Raw genomic sequence first — 20510 nt, forward strand, 5'->3', positions numbered from 1 at the left:
TTCTTTAAGTTTGGCTTAATGACCAGTTAAGAAAGTCCCATTAAACTAGAAAGCACGTAAGTCGTATTCATACTGACTGAAGTTTAGAAACAATAGCCCCCTTAAAGGAGAAGAAACATGAAAAAAACAATTGAGACAAGTTTCAAACGAATCGAAACAAAATATATCGTCGCAAAAGATGACGTGAAGGACTTGATCAAAGACTTAAAAGAATACGTCGTAGAAGATGATTACCCAACCTCAACCATTTCAAACATTTATTTTGATACAGAAAATTTTGATGTCATTCAAGATGCTCTTGCCAAACAACACCGCCGTGAAAAAATTCGGATGCGGACTTATATAGAAAAACCTCAAGCAGACAGTCCAGTGTTTCTAGAGGTGAAGTCAAAAGATGAAGAAGGAATTGGCCATAAATTCCGCCTAGTCGCCACTTCACAAGCCATTATCAACTTGATGACAGATGGGAAAGTAGATCATCAGATACAAGATCCAGACTTAGTGCAAGAGATTCAGAGATTGCGCAAACGTTATGGTCATCGATTGGAACCACGGATGTTCATTTATTATGATCGTTTGTCTCTCAAAGAAAAGAAATCCATTCAGGGTTATCCTTATCAGAAGATTCGCGTGACAATCGATCAAAACTTAGTCTTTCGAGACCAGGCTGTTAGCCTTTTTGATGGGAAGAAAGGAGAACCTCTACTAGAGGATGACTTCGTGATCATGGAAATTAAGGCTCCTGGGCAAGAACCTCAATGGCTAAAGGATATTTTAGAGAAGTATGGTTTGGTGAAGCAGAAATTTTCAAAATATAGCTGTGCTTATCATAAATCACAAGGCTTGGATTATGCCCCAAGACCAGTTCAAGAAACGGTAGGTGCTGCCTATGTCTAATCTATTTGATTCTATTTTTAATAATGCCACAGCAACGGTGGATCCCTTGCGCTTACTGCTGGCCCTTTTGGTCAGCCTCTTTCTAGGGCTGGCCCTATCTTGGACCTATAAATACCGAACACTTTACACTCGAGAGTTTGTCATTAGTTTGACCTTGCTTCCTTGTATGATGACCTTAGTGATCTTTTTGGTCAATGGAAGTTTGGGAACCTCGATTGCAGTGGCAGGGACCTTTAGTTTGATCCGTTTTCGTTCGGCTACGAGTGGTTCTCGAGAGTTGATTGCCATTTTCTTAGCTATGATTATAGGACTGGCAGCTGGATCTGGCTATCTTTTATTGGCCATTTTAACAACCCTCTCTTTACTAGGGGTGTGGCTGGTATTAGAGAACAAACAGAGTAAGGCAGACCATCAACGGCGCCGTCATTTGACCATAACTGTCTCAAAACAAGATTCTGTTGCAGAACAAATCAGCCAGTTGTTGGACCAAAGTTGTTCAGAAATTGACTTTATTTCTGTCACAACGGCCCAAGCTGGAGAACAACTGACCTTGAACTATGAGGTAAATATGAAATCGAACATCGATGATTTTGCTCTTGCCAATCTATTGATTAGCGAGATTGAAAATTGTGATGTCGCTCTGACAAAGAAAGCGAAGAAAAGAAAGAATCTATAACGGCTATCCTACTTTAGGATAGTTTTTTAGGGTTTTAAGAACTTTTTAAGAAAAAGTGGTATACTGTTTCTAAAAAATGGAAGGAATCCTTTATGAAAAAGACTGCTATTTTTGAAGATGTCGTCTCTATTATGACCCATGATTCATCTACCATCAAGGATCGAAAAGGATGCGATCCAGAGCCTTTTCGAGAAAACATTACAGATGATATGACAGATGATGCCTTTCTCTATCAAGTTAAGACTTACCTAGCTAGTTTTGGGGTGATCGGGCATATTTCCTTTCGAGATAAAAAGGCCAGTCAAAAAGGGTTCCTTTTGAGAATAAATGGACAGAAATTGTATGTTGAGGAAGCTAATGAAGATACGGGTCTTCAAGTAGGAGATCAGATCCTAGCTCTGGATGGAAGTGACTTGGATCAGATAGCTTCTCTTCATAAAGACTATTTTATCAGCAAGACCTCTGAAAGACACTACCGAGAATGGGCAGATTTGGTCTCTCAGTCAACGAGTGTCACCCTGCTTCGAGAAGGGATAGAAAAGACCATTGAAGTAGTCCCTAGTCGAGAACCGATCCAGGATCATATTTTTTGGAAACGATTAGACGATGAGATTCTTTATCTTCGTCTGGATAATTTTATGGATGAAGGAGCCATTAGTCGGGTATATCAAGAGTGTTTGCCGATGATGACGGAGGTCAAGTTTCTTCTCATTGATGTCCGACAGAACGGCGGAGGGACGGATTCTCTATATCTTCCTCTGTTACATCTAGGCTTAGAGAAGGATCAGGGCTATGATTCGCTTGACTGGGACGATGATGGTATGGAAATTCTCTACACGGAACGTAATGTTGATCTGCGCTTGAAAGACTTTGAGGACTGGATGCAACAGGAAGAAATTAGTCCTGAAACAGTCAAGCTGCTTGGAGATATGAAAGAGGAGTTGCTCCGCCATCGAGGCAAAGGTTATGTACTGTATCAGCAAGAAAGCGAGGAATTCTTCCCAGAGGTTAAAGGTGGCCACTATCCTGAACGGATCTTTGTCTTATCAGATATCTATTGCGGTTCTTCTGGCGACAACTTTGTTCAGATGATGAAGCAGTTTAAGAAGGTAACGGTGGTAGGTAGACCGACTCTCGGAATTTTAGACTATTCCAATTGTTGTACCGTTGATTATGGCGATTATCAATTGATGTTTCCTACTTCTCGTTGTCTATGCGTAGATCAAGGTAAAGGAATGACGGATCAAGGTGTTCTACCCGATATAGAGATTCCTTGGACACCTAGCCATTTCGCGAGAGATGTGGATCTGGACAAGTGTCTGGAGTTGATTCATCAGGGGACTGTGAAATAGAATAGGATTTCAACCAGAAAACTGATTAAAGAAAAATGCTTTCGTTAAACGGCTTGAATGATCTGAAATGATAACGTTTTCTACCACATTCTCACTATGTTTAAAATTGCTTACTTGGTATAAAAAATGGTAAAATAGTGAGTAACAATCAAAATGAAGAGTGAAACTTATGAAACATAAAACACTTTATAAATTTATCGGGCAGACGATCTTGTATTTCGCCATTTTCCTAGCCCTACTTTATTTCTTTAGTTACCTTGGTCAAGGTCAGGGTGGCTTTATCTATAACGAATTTTAGAAAAGGAGACTCCTAGCCGTGTCAAACCAACCAATTACTGATATGATCGAGACAATTGAACGTTATGCGCAACTACAACCAGACTATCCGGTTTACAATGTCCTTGGTGAGGAACATACCTATGGCCAATTGAAGGCTGACTCAGATAGCTTGGCTGCCTACATTGACCAAATGGGACTTCCTGAAAAGTCACCTGTAGTGGTCTTTGGTGGTCAAGAATATGAAATGTTAGCAACCTTTGTGGCCTTGACAAAATCTGGCCATGCCTATATCCCAATTGATAGCCACTCTGCCTTGGAGCGCGTGTCTGCCATTGTTGAAGTAGCAGAGCCAAGCTTGATTATTGCCATCAATGAGTTTCCATTGGAAAACCCAGCTGCTCCAATCATGTCCTTGGATCAAGTGCGTGAAGCTTATGCGGCTCAGCATGCCTATGACTTGCAACATCCGGTCAAAGGGGATGATAACTACTACATCATCTTTACCTCAGGGACAACTGGGAAACCAAAAGGGGTACAAATTTCGCACGATAACTTGCTCAGCTTTACCAACTGGATGATTACGGACAAGGAATTTGCAACGCCAGAGCGTCCGCAAATGTTGGCGCAACCGCCCTATTCTTTTGACTTGTCTGTCATGTACTGGGCACCGACCTTAGCTCTTGGAGGAACCCTTTTTGCCCTTCCATCAGCTATCACTCAAGACTTCAAACAACTCTTTGCGACGATCTTTTCTCTTCCGATTGCTATCTGGACTTCAACACCATCTTTTGCAGATATGGCCATGTTGTCTGAGGATTTCAATGCTGAAAAAATGCCAGGGATCACCCATTTCTACTTTGATGGGGAAGAGTTGACAGTCAAGACTGCTCAGAAATTGCGCGAGCGTTTCCCAAATGCACGCATCATCAATGCCTACGGCCCAACGGAAGCAACTGTAGCTCTTTCGGCTGTAGCCGTAACAGATGAGATGTTAGCTACTTTGAAACGTCTGCCAATTGGTTACACCAAAGAAGATTCTCCAACCTTCATCATTGATGAGGCAGGTAACAAATTGCCGAATGGTGAGCAAGGTGAGATCATCGTATCAGGCCCAGCTGTTTCAAAAGGTTATATGAATAATCCAGAGAAAACAGCAGAAGCCTTCTTCGAATTTGAAGGTCTTCCAGCCTACCATACGGGAGATGTCGGAACCATGACGGATGAAGGCCTTCTTCTCTATGGTGGTCGGATGGACTTCCAAATCAAGTTTAACGGTTATCGTATCGAGCTAGAGGATGTCTCTCAAAACTTGAACAAATCGAAGTATATTGACTCAGCAGTCGCAGTACCGCGTTATAATAAGGATCACAAGGTCCAAAATCTCTTGGCCTATGTCATCTTAAAAGAGGGCGTCAAAGAACAATTTGAGCGCGAAATTGATATCACAAAAGCCATCAAGGAAGATTTAGAAAACATCATGATGTCTTATATGATGCCTTCAAAATTCCTCTATCGTGATAGCCTGCCATTAACACCAAACGGGAAAATCGACATCAAAGGGTTGATTAGCGAGGTTAATAACCGATGATCGAGTTTTTGAAACAGCTCCCTCATTTAGAACACTATGGAACACCGATCTATTTTGTCTACCTCATTCTAGCTTTTTTGCCGATCTTTGTGGGCCTCTTTTTCAAAAAGAGATTTCCGGTCTATGAAGGACTGGTGAGTCTGATCTTTATCATTTTGATGCTGACAGGTTCGAATCTCAAGCAAATTTATGCCCTGCTCTTTTACGTAGTCTGGCAAATCTTGATTGTGTATTCCTACAAAATCTATCGTCAGAAAGCGGACAACAAGTGGATTTTCTATCTTCATTCCTTCTTGTCTGTCTTGCCCCTGATCTTTGTTAAGGTGGAGCCAGCGATCAAGAATGGACACCAATCCTTGTTTGGATTTTTAGGGATTTCTTATTTGACCTTCCGAGCTGTCGGAATGATCATCGAAATGCGAGATGGTGTCTTGAAAGAATTCACGCTCTGGGAATTCTTACGTTTTATGCTCTTTATGCCAACCTTCTCAAGTGGGCCGATTGATCGTTTCAAGCGTTTTAATGAGGATTATAAAGCCATTCCTGAGCGCGAAGAATTATTGGATATGTTGGAGCAAGCTGTTAAGTACATCATGTATGGCTTCCTTTATAAATTTATTCTAGCTCATATTTTTGGCCACTTATTGTTAGGTCATGTGCAGACCTATGCCTTGTCTCAAGGTGGATTCTTCAACATCGGAACGCTGGGAGTCATGTATGTTTATGGTTTTGACCTTTTCTTTGACTTTGCAGGGTATTCCATGTTTGCTTTAGCGGCTTCCAATTTGATGGGGATTAAAAGTCCCATCAACTTTGACCGTCCTTTTAAATCACGTGATTTAAAGGAATTCTGGAATCGCTGGCATATGAGTTTATCTTTCTGGTTCCGTGATTTTGTCTTTATGCGTCTCGTAATGGTACTGATGCGCAATAAAGTCTTCAAGAGCCGGATTACTACCTCAAATGTTGCCTACATTATCAATATGTTGGTCATGGGCTTCTGGCACGGGGTGACCTGGTACTATATTGCTTATGGGCTCTTCCATGGGCTTGGAATGGTTATCAATGATGCTTGGATTCGCAAGAAAAAGACCATCAATAAAGAAAGAAAAGCAAAAGGATTGGATCCGATACCGGACAATCGTTGGACCAAGGCTTTGGGGATCTTTATCACCTTTAATACAGTGATGCTGTCCTTCCTGATCTTCTCAGGATTCTTGGATCAGCAATGGTTCCCAAAAGTGAAATAAAAGGAGAATAAAAAATGGATGTAAAATCACAAGTAATTGAAATTATTGACGAATTGTTTATGGAAGATGTCTCAGACATGATGGATGAGGATCTCTTTGATGCGGGTGTTCTTGATAGTATGGGAACAGTCGAATTGATTGTGGAATTGGAAAGTCGCTTTGGCATCCGTGTTCCTGTATCAGAATTTGGACGCGATGATTGGAACACTGCCAACAAGATCGTAGAAGGTGTAACGGAGCTTCAGAATGCTTAAGCGTTTATGGCTGATTTTAGGGCCCGTATTTTGCGCGCTCCTCATGGTAGCAGCTTTATTATTCTTTTATCCAATCAATCATAAGCACAACTATACTGAAGAGAAAAAAGCTGCGGTTAGTCTGAATGCAGAAGGCTTCAAGAGTCGTACAAAGAAGCAAGAAGCACTTTCGGATCCACAGCATCGCTTTGTTCCTTATTTCGGCTCAAGTGAATGGTTGCGTTTTGATGTGGTGCATCCAGCAGTTTTGGCTGAAAAATATGACCGCAATTACAGACCCTACTTTTTAGGAGAACGTGGTGCGGCTTCTTTGAACCAGTATTTTGGAATGCAACAGATTTTGCCAGAACTCAAGGACAATACAGCTGTTTATGTGGTTTCTCCGCAATGGTTTACCAAAAAGGGATACGATTCCTCTGCCTTTCAACAATTCTTTAATAGCGATCAGTTGAATAGCTTTATTGCCAATCACCAACAGGATGCTGCATCCCAGTATGCTGCAAAGCGTCTGTTACAACAGTATCCAAATGTCGCCTTTCAAAGTGTTGTAACAAAAATTTCTCAAGGAAAGAAAATTTCCAGATTTGATCAGTCTTTGAACCAGTTTGTTTCCCACCTTGTCCAGCGCGAAGATGCTTTGTTTAGTAATCTTGCAACGCGTACAAACGGGAATTACGATAAGAAGGTCAAAAAACGTCTACAAGATTTACCAGATCAATTCTCATATGAGAAATTGGAAGAAATTGCAACGGCTGAAGCAAAAGTCAAAACCAATAACAACGACCTTGGAATCAGCAATCATTTTTACAATACTCGTTTAAAAATGAAGTTGAAGAAACTAAAAGGTTTCCAAAAGAACGAATCCTATGTTCAATCTCCTGAGTACAATGACTTGCAGTTGGTTCTAGACCAGTTTGCTAAATCTCGGACCAATGTCATCTTTGTGATTCCTCCAGTCAATGCCAAATGGATGAAATACACAGGCTTGAGCCAAGAAAAGTATGAACAGGCTGTTCAAAAGATTCGTTACCAATTGGAAAGCCAAGGATTCACCAATATTGCAGACTTTTCTAAAGATGGTGATCAGCCCTACTTTATGGAAGATACGATTCATATGGGATGGAATGGTTGGCTAGCCTTTGATAAAGCGGTCAATCCCTTTGTCACAAAGGCTGAAAAAGCACCAACTTACCATCTAAATGACCGCTTCTTCAGCAAAGACTGGGCCCAATATAAAGGGACACCAGACGAATTTAAATAATGCTTGATCAAAGGGGGCAGGATCAAATCCTGGCTCCTTGATTTGTGAGGAAAGTGACGAGAAAGTCACAAATAAGCAAGAGAGTTATCCACAGGCTGTGGGAAACTTGCTTGTAAATGGATGAAAGCAAGTCCTGATGCTGACGACGCTTCCTCTTTTGAGGGGGCAAAAGGTGAAAGTTATCCACATTTTTGTGGATAAGTGATAAAAAACAGTGGATAAGTCAGCTGGTTTGTGAAAAGGAGAATAGTGTGAAAAAAATTTGGTTTTACGCAATCGTTCAGGGAATTGTGATCTTTTTTATTGTGGGTGGCATGACCTATGTGCTTAGGGGAGATTTCTTTTTCCGCTACCTATCCCCTATTTTTGGACTAGCAGCAGCTGTCTTGCGATTTGGGACGGCGACTTTAATGAAGGTGCTAGCACCCACTCTCTATGATGATCCCAAAAAGAAAGAAGAGAGCCACGATAACTAAAGAAGTTGCTGACTGAAAAAGTTGAGCTAAAGGCCACTTTCTGCTGGTCTTTATGGTAAAATAGAAGGAAGAATATTAGTTTGGAGATTAATTAGAAATGAAACGTTCAATGTATGCTGGACGTGTTCGTGAAGAACACATTGGAACTCGTATTACCTTGAAAGGATGGGTTAGCCGTCGTCGTGACTTGGGTGGTTTGATCTTTATCGATCTACGCGATCGCGAAGGAATCATGCAATTGGTGATCAATCCAGAAACAGTTAGTGCAGAAGTGATGGCTACAGCTGAAAGCATCCGTAGTGAATATGTTGTAGAAGTGACAGGCCTTGTAGAAGCTCGTGAACAAGCCAATCCAAACTTGCCTACAGGAGCAGTAGAACTCAAGGTAGAAGCTATTACGGTTCTCAATACTGCCAAAACAACACCATTTGAAATCAAGGACGGAATTGAAGCCAATGATGATACCCGTCTTCGTTACCGTTACTTAGACCTTCGTCGTCCTGAGATGTTGGAAAACCTCAAACTCCGTGCAAAAGTAACCCATTCAATTCGCAATTACTTAGATGAATTAGAATTTATTGATGTGGAAACACCGTTTCTTTCTAAGTCAACTCCAGAAGGAGCACGTGACTACTTGGTTCCTTCCCGTGTCAATAAGGGTCATTTCTATGCCCTTCCACAAAGTCCTCAGATTACAAAACAATTGTTAATGAATGCTGGATTTGATCGCTATTATCAAATCGTGAAGTGTTTCCGTGATGAGGATTTACGGGGAGACCGTCAACCTGAGTTTACACAGGTCGACTTGGAAACTTCTTTCTTGAGTGATCAAGAAATCCAGGATATCACAGAAGGCTTGATTGCACGTGTCATGAAAGAAACCAAGGGAATTGAAGTAACACTCCCATTCCCACGGATGAATTATGATGATGCTATGGCCTTGTATGGTTCAGATAAACCAGATACACGTTTTGAAATGTTGCTACAAGACTTGACAGAGCTTGTCAAGGGTGTAGACTTCAAAGTCTTCTCAGAAGCTCCAGCAGTTAAGGCGATTGTTGTCAAAGGTGCAGCGGATCATTACTCTCGTAAAGACATCGATAAATTGACAGAAGTTGCGAAGCAATACGGTGCAAAAGGTCTTGCTTGGGTGAAATATGCTGAAGGTGCTTTGAACGGTCCTGTTGCGAAGTTCTTGACAGACTTGACAAGTGACTTGACAGCTGCTTTACAATTAGAAGACAAAGATCTAGTCCTCTTTGTAGCAGATACTCTTGAAGTAGCCAATGCAACGCTTGGTGCTTTGCGTGTTCGTCTTGCGAAAGAGCTTGACTTGATTGACAACAATCAATACAACTTCCTTTGGGTAGTGGATTGGCCAATGTTTGAGTGGTCTGAAGAAGAAGGCCGTTATATGTCTGCTCACCATCCATTTACACTCCCACAAGCTGAAACAGAGCATGAATTGGAAGGCGATCTTTCAAAAGTTCGAGCGATTGCCTATGATATCGTCTTAAATGGCTATGAATTAGGTGGAGGAAGCCTACGGATTAATCATAAAGATTTACAAGAACGGATGTTTAAGGCGCTTGGATTTACAAAAGAAGCTGCTAATGAACAATTTGGTTTCTTGTTAGAAGCAATGGATTATGGTTTCCCACCACATGGAGGATTGGCGATTGGATTAGACCGCTTCGTGATGCTTCTTGCAGGGGAAGATAATATTCGGGAAGTCATTGCCTTTCCTAAGAATAACAAGGCGACAGATCCAATGACACAAGCTCCTTCTGTCGTTTCTGAAAAGCAATTGGATGAGTTAAATCTTCAAGTAGAAGTAGCAGAGCAAGAATAGGACAAGAGAGAAAAGGGAAAGTCTAGGAATCAGTTGCTCTAAAATTTTCCTTTTCTTCTAATCGATGGATTGAAAATGAAAAAAACTCGCTTTCATAAGCTATTTCGCTATCATGTGCGACGACTAGCTTATAACATTAAATTATTGCGCGTGCTGAAGAGCATCTCCCGTGAGAAATACGATGAAAAAGTGTCAGCTTCCTTGCTGTATGGTTTTCTATCAGCGATTGCCGTCAACTTCTTCTTTCAACCAGGACATGTATACTCCAGCGGTGCAACAGGGCTAGCTCAGATTTTATCTGTTCTGAGCCAACGCTTTATTGGCTTTACGATTCCCGTTTCCTTGACCTTTTATGCCATCAATATCCCTTTGATGATTGTGGCTTGGTATCAAATTGGCCATAAATTTACCATCTTTACCTTTATTACGGTTTCGATGAGTTCCCTCTTTATTCAGTTCGTGCCAGTGATTACGTTGACCAACGATCCGATCATGAATGCCCTATTTGGTGGGGTTGTCATGGGAACAGGGATTGGTTTTGCTCTTCGGAACAACATTTCCAGTGGGGGAACGGATATTGTCAGTTTGACGATTCGAAAACGGACAGGAAAGAATGTCGGCAGTATCTCCTTTTTGGTCAATGGGACCATTATGTTGATCGCTGGTCTGACCTTTGGTTGGAAGTATGCTCTTTACTCTATGATTACCATCTTCGTATCGAGTCGAGTAACGGATGCTGTCTTTACCAAGCAAAAACGGATGCAGGCAATGATCGTAACGAGCCAGCCGGATGCCATTATTGAAAAGATTCATAAAAAATTGCATCGTGGAGCAACCATTATCCACAATGCAGAGGGAACCTATAACCATCAGGAAAAAGCGGTTCTGCTGACAGTTATTACGCGTGCAGAGTTTAATGAATTCAAATATATTATGAAAAAAGCTGATCCTCAGGCTTTTATCACCATTTCAGAAAACGTTCATATCATTGGACGCTTTGTGGAAACAGAAGAATAAAAATAAAGGTCACCACATTGTGGTGACCTTTATTTTGTTGATTCAGTTTCGTGGAGAAGGAGCCAACTATGGGCAGGAATAGAAAGTTCCTTTCCTTTAGGAATAGGCGCTTGGAGGTTGGCATGAGGATAGGCAAATAACAGCTGGCTATCGCTCGGATGTTGATAGGTCTTTTCTTGATCACCGATATTGACGAGAATCGTTATTTTTTCACGATCTTTCTCAATCGTGTAGATCAAATGATGATCAGACAACCATTTGACATCACAGTAGTCGCGAATCTCTTGCCCTTTTTTCAAACGAAGGAGTGGCTGTGATTTCCGATAAGCAATCAATTCTTCAAGAAAAGCAATTTCTTCTTGGCATTTTGAAAGGGATGTCCAGTCCAATTGGTTGAGACTATCTGGCAAGTTATAGGTGTTGTCTTCGAGCCCTTTTGTGCGGTAAAATTCTTGACCAGCATGGATAAAAGGTACACCTTGGGATAATAATACCAAATGAAGAGCGAGGCGTGAGAGAGCTTTTCGCTCCTCTAGACGAATCTCTTCTTTTTCAAGTTGGAAATAATCAAAAACAGTTGCATTGTCATGGCATTCGACGTACTGAATGGCTTGTTGAGGTTGGATGAAATGAGCAGGTCCTACTTTCCCGACATTTGCTGTTAGGATATTAGAAAAATCATTGGCTGGATGTTGACTATCACGACGGTGATCGGCTAAGAGTGTTCTCTTGACCGTATCCCGGAAATTATCACTGAAAAAGCCAAAATCTGGTAATCGTTTTGAGTTGTACTGGTGAGCGAGCTGGTCTTCAGAGAGGCCTGTATCCATCTTCCACCCTTCGCCATAGAGATAGACTTTAGGATAGATTTCACGGAGCTCCTCTGCAATCTCTGTCATGGTTTGAATGTCTAAGATTCCCATCAAGTCAAAGCGAAAACCATCAAAGCCGTAGAGGGAAACCCATTGTTTGAGAGATTGTTTGATATAGTGTCTCACCATGGAGCGTTCACTTGCTACGTCATTTCCACAGAAGGTTCCATTGGTCCGCTCTCCTTCTGCATTATAGCGGTAGAAATAACCGGGTACGATTTGTTCAAATGCATACTCATCGGCCTGGTAGACGTGATTGTAGACTACATCCATGATAACACTAAGATTAGATTGGTGATAGGTTGCAATAGCATCTTGGAGTTCCCAAATCCGTGCATAAGGATCGTTGGGGTCACTGGCATAGCTGCCTTCTGGAACATTGTATTGAACAGGATCATAGCCCCAGTTGTAGGCTTTCCATTGATCCTCTTCATCGACACTACCGAAATCGTAAACTGGAAGTAACTGTACATGGGTAATGCCCAGTTTTTGAAGGTAATCAAATCCAAGGATCTGGCCATTTAGTTGGGGCGATTCTGTCAAGCCTTTAAACTTACCAGGATGCTTAAAGCCAGCCTCTTTTTGGACAGAGAAATCACGAACGCTCATCTCGTAAATGATTGCTTCTGTTGGGTCTAATTGACGAGTGGCACGCGTGATAGGACGTGTGATCTTCTTCCGGTCGATGACCAAGCTATCTCCAGAGTTGGCCAAAGAGGATAGAGCATAGGGATCGTGAATCCGACGTTCTAGGCCATTGACACGAAACTCATAGTGGTAGGCAACTCCTTCCCAATCCCCTTTGAGCACGAGTTCCCAGACACCGTTTTCTGTACGATTCATCGGATAGACCTGATCTTCGATATGGAGACTCACATCTTGCGAAATCGGTGCCCAGAATTTAAATTGCGTCTGACGTGGTGTGTAGAAACTTCCTAGATCTTCTCCAGTATAGGTGAAGGTTTGATCGAAAATGGGTTTGCGAACGATGTTTCGATAGTGGAGTATAGAAGAATTTCCAGTAGCATCGTAGATGGTGTACTCTTCTCCGAGTTCAAGTGGAATAGGGCTTAAGAAATAGTCTCCTGTGTCAGTCGCTGCACTTGACGTTTTGACAGGGATTAAGGCAAGATGACCTTGGTTCGTTTTCAAATAAAAAGGAAGGATATGCTCCTCTCCCTTTTGGATACGAATGAGGTCTTGGTCATCTAAATAAGCAGTAAATGTAGACATAAAGACTCCTAAAGTTTCGTAATGGTATGGTCAATCAATTGACGGTAGCAGACGGTTTTTCCTTCTTTGTGATCTTTGATGATTTGAAGGATGGTCCGGACAGATTCACGCCCGAGTTCCACCGCATTGATGTCAATATAGGCTTCAATATCGAGTCGTGGCTTGATCGAATCAAAGGAAATAATCGGGATTGTCAGCTGATGTTCTAATAGGTATTGGCGCACCCCTTCAGCAACGAGAATATCGGTTGTCATGATGGCATCTAACTCTGCTAGGGGAAGGCTCTCCATCATTTGATAAGAATTGTCTTCCAACATAAAACCAAATGAGAAATGAACCAGTTTTTCATCGAGAGGAATCCCTGCTTTTTGGAGGGCTTCTTTATAACCTTCGTAGCGGTCTTGAGATACGAACAGTTCTTTGTTTCCCCCGATAAAAGCAATTTTTCGGTAGTTTTGTTGAATGAAATAATCCGTCGCATCAAATGCAGCCTTGATATTATCATTATCCACTAGCGATACAAAAGGTGAAGCTGCCTTTCCGAGAATGAGGAAGGGGAACTTGTCTTTGATCGCAAATTCAACGAGGGGATCATTCGGGTTGGAATAAAGGAAAATCAAACCATCTACACGATTTCCGTAGATGAGTTGTTTGAGGTTGTCGAGCCGCCGTTCTTCATTTTGCCCCGTACAGATTTGGATGGCATAATCATTGTCTGACGCGATCTGGGTAATCCCTCTTAAAACAGTTGGGAAGAAAGGATTCTGGTAGAAGACGTCACTGTCGATTGGTAGGACCAAAGCAATGACTTGACTAGATTGGCTGACAAGGCTGCGAGCATTAAGATTGGGATGGTAGTCCAATTCGACCATGGCCTCACGGACACGTTTTTTTGTTTCATCACTAATCGTGGATTTGTTTTGGATGACGCGCGTGACAGTTGAAGGCGCGACGCCAGCGAGTTTCGCCACATCTTTGATGGTAACACGCATGAGAAAACCTCCTAGCGGTGATAGTCTGGATCACGGAAGTGGGTCTTATAAAATACCATAGCAAGATAGAGTACAAATAAGACATTTTGGATCATGATCGTCGTAGTAAATACTTGATGGAATAGTAAACTGATGAAGACACTCAGTAAAATAGGGAGTCCCAAGCAATTCAGAATACAATTGAAACATTCCTTGAAAGTTTGTAGTGAAAAGAGTCGAGATTTTCGTGTCAAGTAGAGGAAGAAAGATGCCCCTACGATGAGAATCAAATAATTGACTGTCGATAAGAAGCCAGAGAAAATCACGAGAAAGAGACTGACAGGGAGTCGATTGTCGCGAAACCAATCGCTAGAGATAGCTTGAGTGAAGCTTTTTTTATCCCGAAGGCTCTCTTGATTAATAGCCTGGTATGAGACTGTAGCGAGTTCTTTATTCTCTTTTGAGATAATCAATTGTTTGCGATCAAAATGGAGTGTTAACTCCTTGCCTTCACTAGCCTTTGCCTCTTGGCCTAAGATAACCTGTCCTTTTGAAGTCTTGTGTACAGGGTTAGTCCCTGTATAGGTGAGCTCTTGGTCTTTGATCACGACGTGTTCTTGGATATCTTTCATAACGTCTGTTGATAAAGGATCAAACACATCGCTGACAAAGGTTGTCAAAGGATAGGTTTTGAGTTGAGCATTTTGCAGAGCCACAGGTAATAGTGTGATAGAGATTAGAAAGAAAGAAGTAAAAATCATTTGGAACCAGCTCAGTTTTTTGCGGTTTGCAAAAGAAGAGCGGAAATTGAAGATACTTGCGAAATAATTAAAAGGATAGGGCATAAGATGACCTTTCTAAATATAAGAGTATCAGAAATGCAAAGAGAAATCTCTTTGCATTGATTTTATTCTTAACGAAGGGTAGTAAAGCATCCACCATACTACCCTCAACTTAAAAATAAAATGTGCTTGAAATAAGATTCTATTTTATCCTTTATCTCCACCAGCTGTCAAGCCTGAAACAAAGTTCTTTTGTAGGAAGAAGAATAAGATACAGATTGGAACCGCGATCAAAATAGCACCGGCTGCAAAGAAGGCGATTTTTTGATTTTTTTGGTCACTGATAAAGGTTTGAAGACCAACGGCTACCGTATAGTTCACTTCGTCACGAAGCAAGAATTTAGACAAGATATAGTCTCCGAAAGGCCCCATGAAAGCCCAAAGTGCTTGAACGGCAATCATTGGACGAACAAGAGGAAGGACGATTTGCCAGAAGCGACGGAAGTGTCCAGCTCCATCCAATTTCGCAGATTCATCGAGGGAAATTGGAACAGTATCAAAGTATCCCTTCATCAACCAGGCATTCATTGGAATACCACCACCAACATAAAGGAAGATCAAGAACCAAGGTTGGTTCAAGGCATTCAGCATCAAAGCCATAACGAAGAAGGCTGTGAGGGCTGCCATGGTTGGGACCATTTGAATAATCAAGAAGAAGACCAAACTTTGTTTACGCGCCAAGAAATTGTAACGGCTGTATGCGTAACCTGCGAAGGTAACGATACTTGTTTGTACAATCATGGTGATAATGGCGATAACCAAGGTGTTCATATACCAAGTGCCATAATGGGTTTCAGAGAAAAGTTTTGAGAAGTTATCAAAACTAAGATTGCCACTAAAATCAAGTGTAAAGGCACTGACATTCCCTGATTTGAAGGCTGATAGAACCGTAATCAACAATGGATAAATGATAACGATTGAAAGAACCACCATGTACAGGTAAGTCAAGAAATGATTGAGGCGGCGTTTAAATTGAACTGAATTTTTCATTTTATACATCCTCCATATCAAATGCATGTAGTTTCTTGAAGGCAACCATAGAGATTGAGATCACAATCACAGAGATAATCAAGGTTACCGCTGCAGCCATTGAATATTGAGGAGAAGAATTGGTTGTCAACTTGTAGATCCATGAGATCAAGATATCTGTAGATCCGGCGTTTCCTCCGACAGAACCAGGTCCCCCATCGTTAAACAAGTAAATGATGGAGAAGTTATTAAAGTTGAAGGTATATTGACTGATCAAAGTTGGAGCTGCAACAGCCATAATCATTGGGAAAGTGATGCTGCGGAATTTTTGCCAACCGTTGGCACCATCAATATAAGCAGCTTCGTAAAGATCGTTTGGAATCGATTGAAGAATCCCTAAAGTCAAGACGTAGATGTAAGGGAAGCCGAGCCAACCTTGCATCATAATCAAAGCAATTTTTGTCCAGGTAGGATCTGTTTTCCAAGGAATCAAAACGCCATCTAAGAATGGGAAGATCTTCGCAAACAATGGGATAACTTGTGCATTGATAGCACCGACACTATCGTTAAACATATTTGAGAAAGTTAGGATAGTGATGAAGGCTGGAACAGCCCAAGGAAGCAAGAAGATAACCCCAAAGATTCGTTTTCCTTTTACGAATGGTTGGTTTGCAACAATAGCGGTCAAGATACCGAGTACGATTTGAAGAGTAGAAGCTGCGAGGGCCCAAATCAAGGTCCAGCCAAGAACCGATGTAAAGGCTGAGCGGAAGGTACTCAAGGTCCACATATTAGTGAAGTTTTGGAACCCGATCCAATCAAGCAAGGTTGTTGGAGCGGTATGTTTGAAGTCGTAGTTGGTAAAGGCGATCATCAAAGTTACTAAAACTGGGAAGATAATCGCAAATGTCATAGCAATGTATGAAGGAATAATCAATAAATATGGGAAGCCATTTTCATAGATGGCTTGAACCATTTCTTTCAAGGTTTTTGGAACGGCAATCCCGTTGTTGATGCGTTTAGCAACTGTTCCAGCATCCTTAATATTTAAGGCATAAAATAGGAAGTAAACAACAGTGATGATCAAGTGGAAGGCGCCACGAATCAAGATAAAGAGAGAATTATCTTGTCCACGGACGGTTCCAAGTGTAACCAATTTCGCTAATTCTCCAGCTCCAATTCCTAGGAAATAGGCGAGAAAGAGAATGGTTACGGCAAGAAAAATATAGCCTTTGGTTTTTTGTTTGTTATAAATTTGCCCAAGACCCGGGATCAAAGAGAGCCACATAGCCTTTTTAGGGTTTTGTTCTGTAGTCATTCAAATCTCCTTATAATGTCCTTGCTAGAGAGCAAGAAGACAAGTCAGACAGTAAGTTGTGCTTGAAAATTGAACATAAGAGGTTGGGACTTTGTCTCCAACCTCTTACTCACACCTAAAAACTGTCTTATTTGCTACCGAATTTTTGTTCGATGGTTTCTTTAATCAATTTCACTGCATCGTCAGCAGATGCTTTTGCAGATTTTTTACCACTTACAGCATCGAAAAGCATAGTAGCAGCTGGATCCCAAACAGCACTCATTTCTGAGATATTTGGCATTGGTTGAGCATTCTTGAATTGATCAACAACGGCAGTTGTCAATTCATCGTTTTTGCTAACCGCATATTTACGAGCTTCTGTGTTGGCAGGAACTTCATTGGTCTTGTCAAACAAAGCTTTTTGTTGGTCAGTACTTGTCAAGAAGTCAATGAATTTTTGAGCGCCATCAAGGTTTTTCGCACCTGCAGGGATAACCCAAGCTTTACCACCACCAAAGGCAGAGTATTGTTTTCCGTTTGGAAGAGTTGGAATCGTTGCGACACCGTAGTTTACTTTAGCTTCTTTCAATGAAGCAGCTTTCCAAGGACCATCGATGATAGCAGCTGTTTTACCTTCTTGGAATTGTGTTTGGATGAAGTTAGCAGCAGCTTTTGTATCTTGCAAACCTTTTGGCCATTTAGCATACCAAGTTTTTGCATATTCGATACCATCGATAGAACCTTGGTTGTTCAATCCAATATCTTTAGGATCTGTACCGTCTTTACCAAACACATAACCGCCGTTACCTGAAAGTAAACCGTAAGTGTAGTAGAAGTTTGTCCAGTCAGCTAAGAAGGCAGTTGTTTTACCAGGTTCGCTAGCGAAGTCGTACTTGCTATCTTTTGCAAGATTTTCAAGATCACCAAATGTTTTTGGAGCTTCGCTTACAAGATCTTTGTTATAGTAGAGAACCAATGTTTCGATGACAGCAGGTGCACCGTAAACTTTACCACCGTTTGTTACAAGAGCTTCAGTTGTTTTATCTGTATGGCTATCTTTGTTTAATGTCACTTCAGCCAATTGACCATCGCTACCAAGACCACCTACACGGTCGTATGGTGCCATCATAACGTCTGGAGCTTTTTTAGATTGGTTATCAAGAGAAAGGTTATCCAATCCACCAAGAGCATCACCAGTCTTGATGTTAATTTTTACGCCATTTTCTTTTTCAAAAGCTTTTGCAGCTTCTTCAACATAAGATTTGTAGCCTTTGTCTACATAGACGTTGATTTCTTTACTTGCCTCAGAAGAACCTGATGAGTTATTGCTACAAGCAGCAAGTAAGAAGCCGGCAAAACCAACTGTACCAAGTACAGCAGCACTACGTAAAATTGTACGTTTCATGATTTATTCCTCCTAAAGAATAAAAAAAGATAATAATTAGAAACCGTTTTAGACAAACGTTTTCCTAAAACGACTTAAGTATATCACAAGGCGAAAACGTTTGCAAGTGATTTTGAGAAAATTTTTTAAAAATATTTTAATTCTAAACTTTCTTCTATAAAAACCGCTAATTCATTGACAATGCTAATAATAAATACTAAACTAGTGATAAGGGGCTTTTTTAAAAAAGATATAAAGTTTTTTAAGAAACCCCTTGCAGAAAATATGGAAAAAGTTTATAATGACATGGTACGCAAACGTTTTCGCAAAAATTGCGTAAACTGAGTTGCGCCTGTTCGATTTTAACAAAGAGTAGAGCCGCTTGAGAGCTGGATACGACTCTGCAACGATACCCATACCGTGCACCGAATCGCAGGCTTCAAAGAAATAAAAAGAGGTGGTAACCCATGAAAAAACGTCAAAGTGGTGTTTTGATGCACATTTCTTCCCTTCCTGGACAATACGGAATCGGATCATTCGGACAATCAGCATATGATTTTGTTGATTTCCTCGTTCGGACCAAGCAACGTTACTGGCAAATCTTGCCGCTTGGTACAACTAGTTATGGAGATTCTCCATACCAATCTTTCTCAGCTTTTGCTGGGAACACTCATTTTATTGATTTCGATCTTTTGATCGAGCAAGGTTTGTTAACAGAAGCAGACCTTAAAGGAGTGGACTTTGGTCAAGATCCTACTCAAGTGGATTATGCAAAGGTTTTCGAACAACGTCGTCCCTTGCTTGAAAAAGCAGTTGCGAATTTCTTAAAATCAAGTGATCAAAAAGAATTCCAAGAATTTTGTGAAGCCAATGCTTCTTGGTTGGAGCTCTTCGCAGAATACATGGCTATTAAAGAACACTTTGATTTGAAAGCTTGGACAGAGTGGCCAGATGCAGCTATTCGTGCGCGTGAGCCAAAAGCTTTGGCTAAATACCGTGAAGAATTGGCTGATAAATTGACTTACCATCGTGTAACTCAATTCTTCTTCTTCCAACAATGGTTGGCCTTGAAAGCTTATGCCAACGACCACCACATTGAAATTGTGGGAGATATGCCAATCTATGTAGCGGAAGATTCAAGCGACATGTGGGCTAATCCTCATCTCTTCAAAACAGATGAAAACGGAAAAGCAACTTGCATTGCAGGATGCCCGCCAGATGAGTTCTCCGCAACTGGTCAACTTTGGGGGAACCCAATCTATGACTGGGAAGCAATGGACAAAGATGGCTACCAATGGTGGATTGAACGCTTGCGTGAAAGCTTCAAGATCTATGACATCGTTCGGATCGACCACTTCCGTGGTTTCGAATCATACTGGGAAATCCCTGCTGGTTCTGAAACTGCAGCACCAGGTAAATGGGTCAAAGGTCCTGGCTACAAACTCTTTGCAGCCGTGAAGGAAGAGCTCGGTGATTTGAACATCATCGCTGAGGACCTTGGTTTCATGACAGACGGAGTCATCGAACTTCGTGAACGCACTGGCTTCCCAGGAATGAAGATTCTTCAATTCGCCTTCAATCCTGACGATGAAAGTATCGATAGCCCTCACTTGGCACCAAACAACTCTGTGATGTACACTGGAACACATGATAACAACACAGTTCTTGGATGGTACCGCAATGAAATCGACGATCCAACTCGTGAGTATCTTGCTCGTTATACCAACCGGAAAGAGTACGAATCTGTACCGCATGCTATGCTTCGCACCGTCTTTGCTTCCGTCAGCTTCATGGCGATTGCTACGATGCAAGACTTGCTTGAGTTAGATGGCTCAGCTCGGATGAACTTCCCATCTACTCTCGGTGGTAACTGGTCATGGCGAATGACAGCGGATCAATTGACTCCAGCTGTCGAGCAAGAATTGCTTGATTTCACTACGATCTATCGTCGTGAAAACAAAGACTTGAAAAAAGAAGTTAAGAAAGCAAAAAAATAATCTTTCCCCCTATTAAAATTGTTGAAACAAAGGAGACTCCCAA

The 20510-nt window shown here is 41.4% G+C and carries 18 protein-coding genes; 12 read left to right on the plus strand and 6 right to left on the minus strand.

What is annotated here, in order from left to right; translation table 11 throughout:
- Positions 1-117 precede the first annotated feature (117 nt).
- The 11 genes from H7T92_RS07240 to H7T92_RS07290 all read left to right on the plus strand — a co-directional run bounded on the left by H7T92_RS07240 (position 118) and on the right by H7T92_RS07290 (position 10902).
- Positions 118-897 (plus strand): polyphosphate polymerase domain-containing protein, encoded by a 780-nt coding sequence (locus H7T92_RS07240; RefSeq protein ID WP_070846096.1) that lies wholly within the window; start codon positions 118-120, stop codon positions 895-897.
- Positions 890-1573 carry a DUF4956 domain-containing protein gene (locus tag H7T92_RS07245; RefSeq protein ID WP_201037416.1) on the plus strand — a complete coding sequence of 228 codons (684 nt, stop codon included), beginning with the start codon at positions 890-892 and terminating at the stop codon, positions 1571-1573. The genes H7T92_RS07240 and H7T92_RS07245 overlap by 8 nt, the downstream gene beginning before the upstream one ends.
- 92 nt (positions 1574-1665) lie before the next feature.
- Complete coding sequence (locus H7T92_RS07250) at positions 1666-2925, plus strand: S41 family peptidase (protein ID WP_201037417.1); 1260 nt, start codon at positions 1666-1668, stop codon at positions 2923-2925.
- Positions 2926-3094: 169 nt separating this feature from the next.
- A complete protein-coding gene (locus H7T92_RS07255) occupies positions 3095-3223 on the plus strand; it encodes a teichoic acid D-Ala incorporation-associated protein DltX (protein ID WP_006595368.1) in 129 nt (42 codons plus the stop codon).
- 18 nt (positions 3224-3241) lie between these two features.
- Entirely contained in the window at positions 3242-4792 is a 1551-nt protein-coding gene (dltA, locus tag H7T92_RS07260; protein ID WP_201037418.1) for a D-alanine--poly(phosphoribitol) ligase subunit DltA, read from the plus strand.
- Positions 4789-6042, plus strand: coding sequence for a D-alanyl-lipoteichoic acid biosynthesis protein DltB (gene dltB, locus H7T92_RS07265; RefSeq protein WP_024055454.1), 1254 nt, complete (start codon positions 4789-4791; stop codon positions 6040-6042). The genes dltA and dltB overlap by 4 nt, the downstream gene beginning before the upstream one ends.
- A gap of 14 nt (positions 6043-6056) precedes the next feature.
- Entirely contained in the window at positions 6057-6296 is a 240-nt protein-coding gene (gene dltC, locus H7T92_RS07270) for a D-alanine--poly(phosphoribitol) ligase subunit DltC (protein WP_024055455.1), read from the plus strand.
- The gene (gene dltD / locus H7T92_RS07275; RefSeq protein ID WP_049471789.1) at positions 6289-7557 is read left to right on the plus strand and encodes a D-alanyl-lipoteichoic acid biosynthesis protein DltD; all 1269 of its coding nucleotides are present in this window, start codon (positions 6289-6291) and stop codon (positions 7555-7557) included. The genes dltC and dltD overlap by 8 nt, the downstream gene beginning before the upstream one ends.
- A 251-nt stretch (positions 7558-7808) precedes the next feature.
- Complete coding sequence (locus tag H7T92_RS07280) at positions 7809-8033, plus strand: hypothetical protein (RefSeq protein ID WP_021154124.1); 225 nt, start codon at positions 7809-7811, stop codon at positions 8031-8033.
- A gap of 97 nt (positions 8034-8130) precedes the next feature.
- Positions 8131-9885, plus strand: a complete 1755-nt coding sequence (gene aspS / locus H7T92_RS07285) for an aspartate--tRNA ligase (protein WP_049482684.1) — start codon at positions 8131-8133, stop codon at positions 9883-9885.
- 75 nt (positions 9886-9960) lie between these two features.
- Positions 9961-10902 (plus strand): YitT family protein, encoded by a 942-nt coding sequence (locus tag H7T92_RS07290; RefSeq protein WP_021154122.1) that lies wholly within the window; start codon positions 9961-9963, stop codon positions 10900-10902.
- 29 nt (positions 10903-10931) lie between these two features.
- Here the strand turns inward: H7T92_RS07290 and pulA are convergent, their stop codons facing one another.
- The 6 genes from pulA to H7T92_RS07320 all read right to left on the minus strand — a co-directional run bounded on the left by pulA (position 10932) and on the right by H7T92_RS07320 (position 18491).
- Positions 10932-13007 (minus strand): type I pullulanase, encoded by a 2076-nt coding sequence (gene pulA / locus H7T92_RS07295; protein ID WP_201037419.1) that lies wholly within the window; start codon positions 13005-13007, stop codon positions 10932-10934.
- An 8-nt stretch (positions 13008-13015) separates the two neighbouring features.
- Positions 13016-13999, minus strand: coding sequence for a LacI family DNA-binding transcriptional regulator (locus H7T92_RS07300; protein WP_013904333.1), 984 nt, complete (start codon positions 13997-13999; stop codon positions 13016-13018).
- A gap of 11 nt (positions 14000-14010) precedes the next feature.
- A complete protein-coding gene (locus H7T92_RS07305; RefSeq protein WP_021154118.1) occupies positions 14011-14823 on the minus strand; it encodes a DUF1189 family protein in 813 nt (270 codons plus the stop codon).
- 144 nt (positions 14824-14967) lie between these two features.
- Positions 14968-15810: a sugar ABC transporter permease gene (locus H7T92_RS07310; RefSeq protein WP_021154117.1), complete on the minus strand. Its 843-nt coding sequence runs from the start codon at positions 15808-15810 to the stop codon at positions 14968-14970.
- Position 15811: 1 nt separating this feature from the next.
- Positions 15812-17107, minus strand: a complete 1296-nt coding sequence (locus H7T92_RS07315) for a sugar ABC transporter permease (protein WP_023919930.1) — start codon at positions 17105-17107, stop codon at positions 15812-15814.
- Between the two features lie 127 nt (positions 17108-17234).
- Positions 17235-18491: an extracellular solute-binding protein gene (locus H7T92_RS07320; protein ID WP_023919928.1), complete on the minus strand. Its 1257-nt coding sequence runs from the start codon at positions 18489-18491 to the stop codon at positions 17235-17237.
- Positions 18492-18937: 446 nt separating this feature from the next.
- Here H7T92_RS07320 and malQ point away from each other — a divergent pair, with 446 nt between their 5' ends.
- Positions 18938-20467 (plus strand): 4-alpha-glucanotransferase, encoded by a 1530-nt coding sequence (gene malQ / locus H7T92_RS07325; protein WP_201037420.1) that lies wholly within the window; start codon positions 18938-18940, stop codon positions 20465-20467.
- Positions 20468-20510 lie beyond the last annotated feature (43 nt).

The sequence above is a fragment of the Streptococcus parasanguinis genome (assembly GCF_016648855.1).
Taxonomy (GTDB): domain Bacteria; phylum Bacillota; class Bacilli; order Lactobacillales; family Streptococcaceae; genus Streptococcus; species Streptococcus parasanguinis_L.

Bases quoted from the DNA above. Each gene is read 5' to 3' on its own strand.
- malQ (WP_201037420.1), top strand. From the start codon at position 18,938: ATGAAAAAACGTCAAAGTGGTGTTTTGATGCACATTTCTTCCCTTCCT.
- H7T92_RS07310 (WP_021154117.1), bottom strand. From the start codon at position 15,810: ATGAAAAATTCAGTTCAATTTAAACGCCGCCTCAATCATTTCTTGACT.
- H7T92_RS07320 (WP_023919928.1), bottom strand. From the start codon at position 18,491: ATGAAACGTACAATTTTACGTAGTGCTGCTGTACTTGGTACAGTTGGT.
- H7T92_RS07255 (WP_006595368.1), top strand. From the start codon at position 3,095: ATGAAACATAAAACACTTTATAAATTTATCGGGCAGACGATCTTGTAT.
- H7T92_RS07250 (WP_201037417.1), top strand. From the start codon at position 1,666: ATGAAAAAGACTGCTATTTTTGAAGATGTCGTCTCTATTATGACCCAT.
- H7T92_RS07315 (WP_023919930.1), bottom strand. From the start codon at position 17,107: ATGACTACAGAACAAAACCCTAAAAAGGCTATGTGGCTCTCTTTGATC.
- H7T92_RS07300 (WP_013904333.1), bottom strand. From the start codon at position 13,999: ATGCGTGTTACCATCAAAGATGTGGCGAAACTCGCTGGCGTCGCGCCT.
- pulA (WP_201037419.1), bottom strand. From the start codon at position 13,007: ATGTCTACATTTACTGCTTATTTAGATGACCAAGACCTCATTCGTATC.
- H7T92_RS07245 (WP_201037416.1), top strand. From the start codon at position 890: ATGTCTAATCTATTTGATTCTATTTTTAATAATGCCACAGCAACGGTG.
- H7T92_RS07240 (WP_070846096.1), top strand. From the start codon at position 118: ATGAAAAAAACAATTGAGACAAGTTTCAAACGAATCGAAACAAAATAT.
- dltB (WP_024055454.1), top strand. From the start codon at position 4,789: ATGATCGAGTTTTTGAAACAGCTCCCTCATTTAGAACACTATGGAACA.
- H7T92_RS07305 (WP_021154118.1), bottom strand. From the start codon at position 14,823: ATGCCCTATCCTTTTAATTATTTCGCAAGTATCTTCAATTTCCGCTCT.
- aspS (WP_049482684.1), top strand. From the start codon at position 8,131: ATGAAACGTTCAATGTATGCTGGACGTGTTCGTGAAGAACACATTGGA.
- dltC (WP_024055455.1), top strand. From the start codon at position 6,057: ATGGATGTAAAATCACAAGTAATTGAAATTATTGACGAATTGTTTATG.
- dltD (WP_049471789.1), top strand. From the start codon at position 6,289: ATGCTTAAGCGTTTATGGCTGATTTTAGGGCCCGTATTTTGCGCGCTC.
- H7T92_RS07290 (WP_021154122.1), top strand. From the start codon at position 9,961: ATGAAAAAAACTCGCTTTCATAAGCTATTTCGCTATCATGTGCGACGA.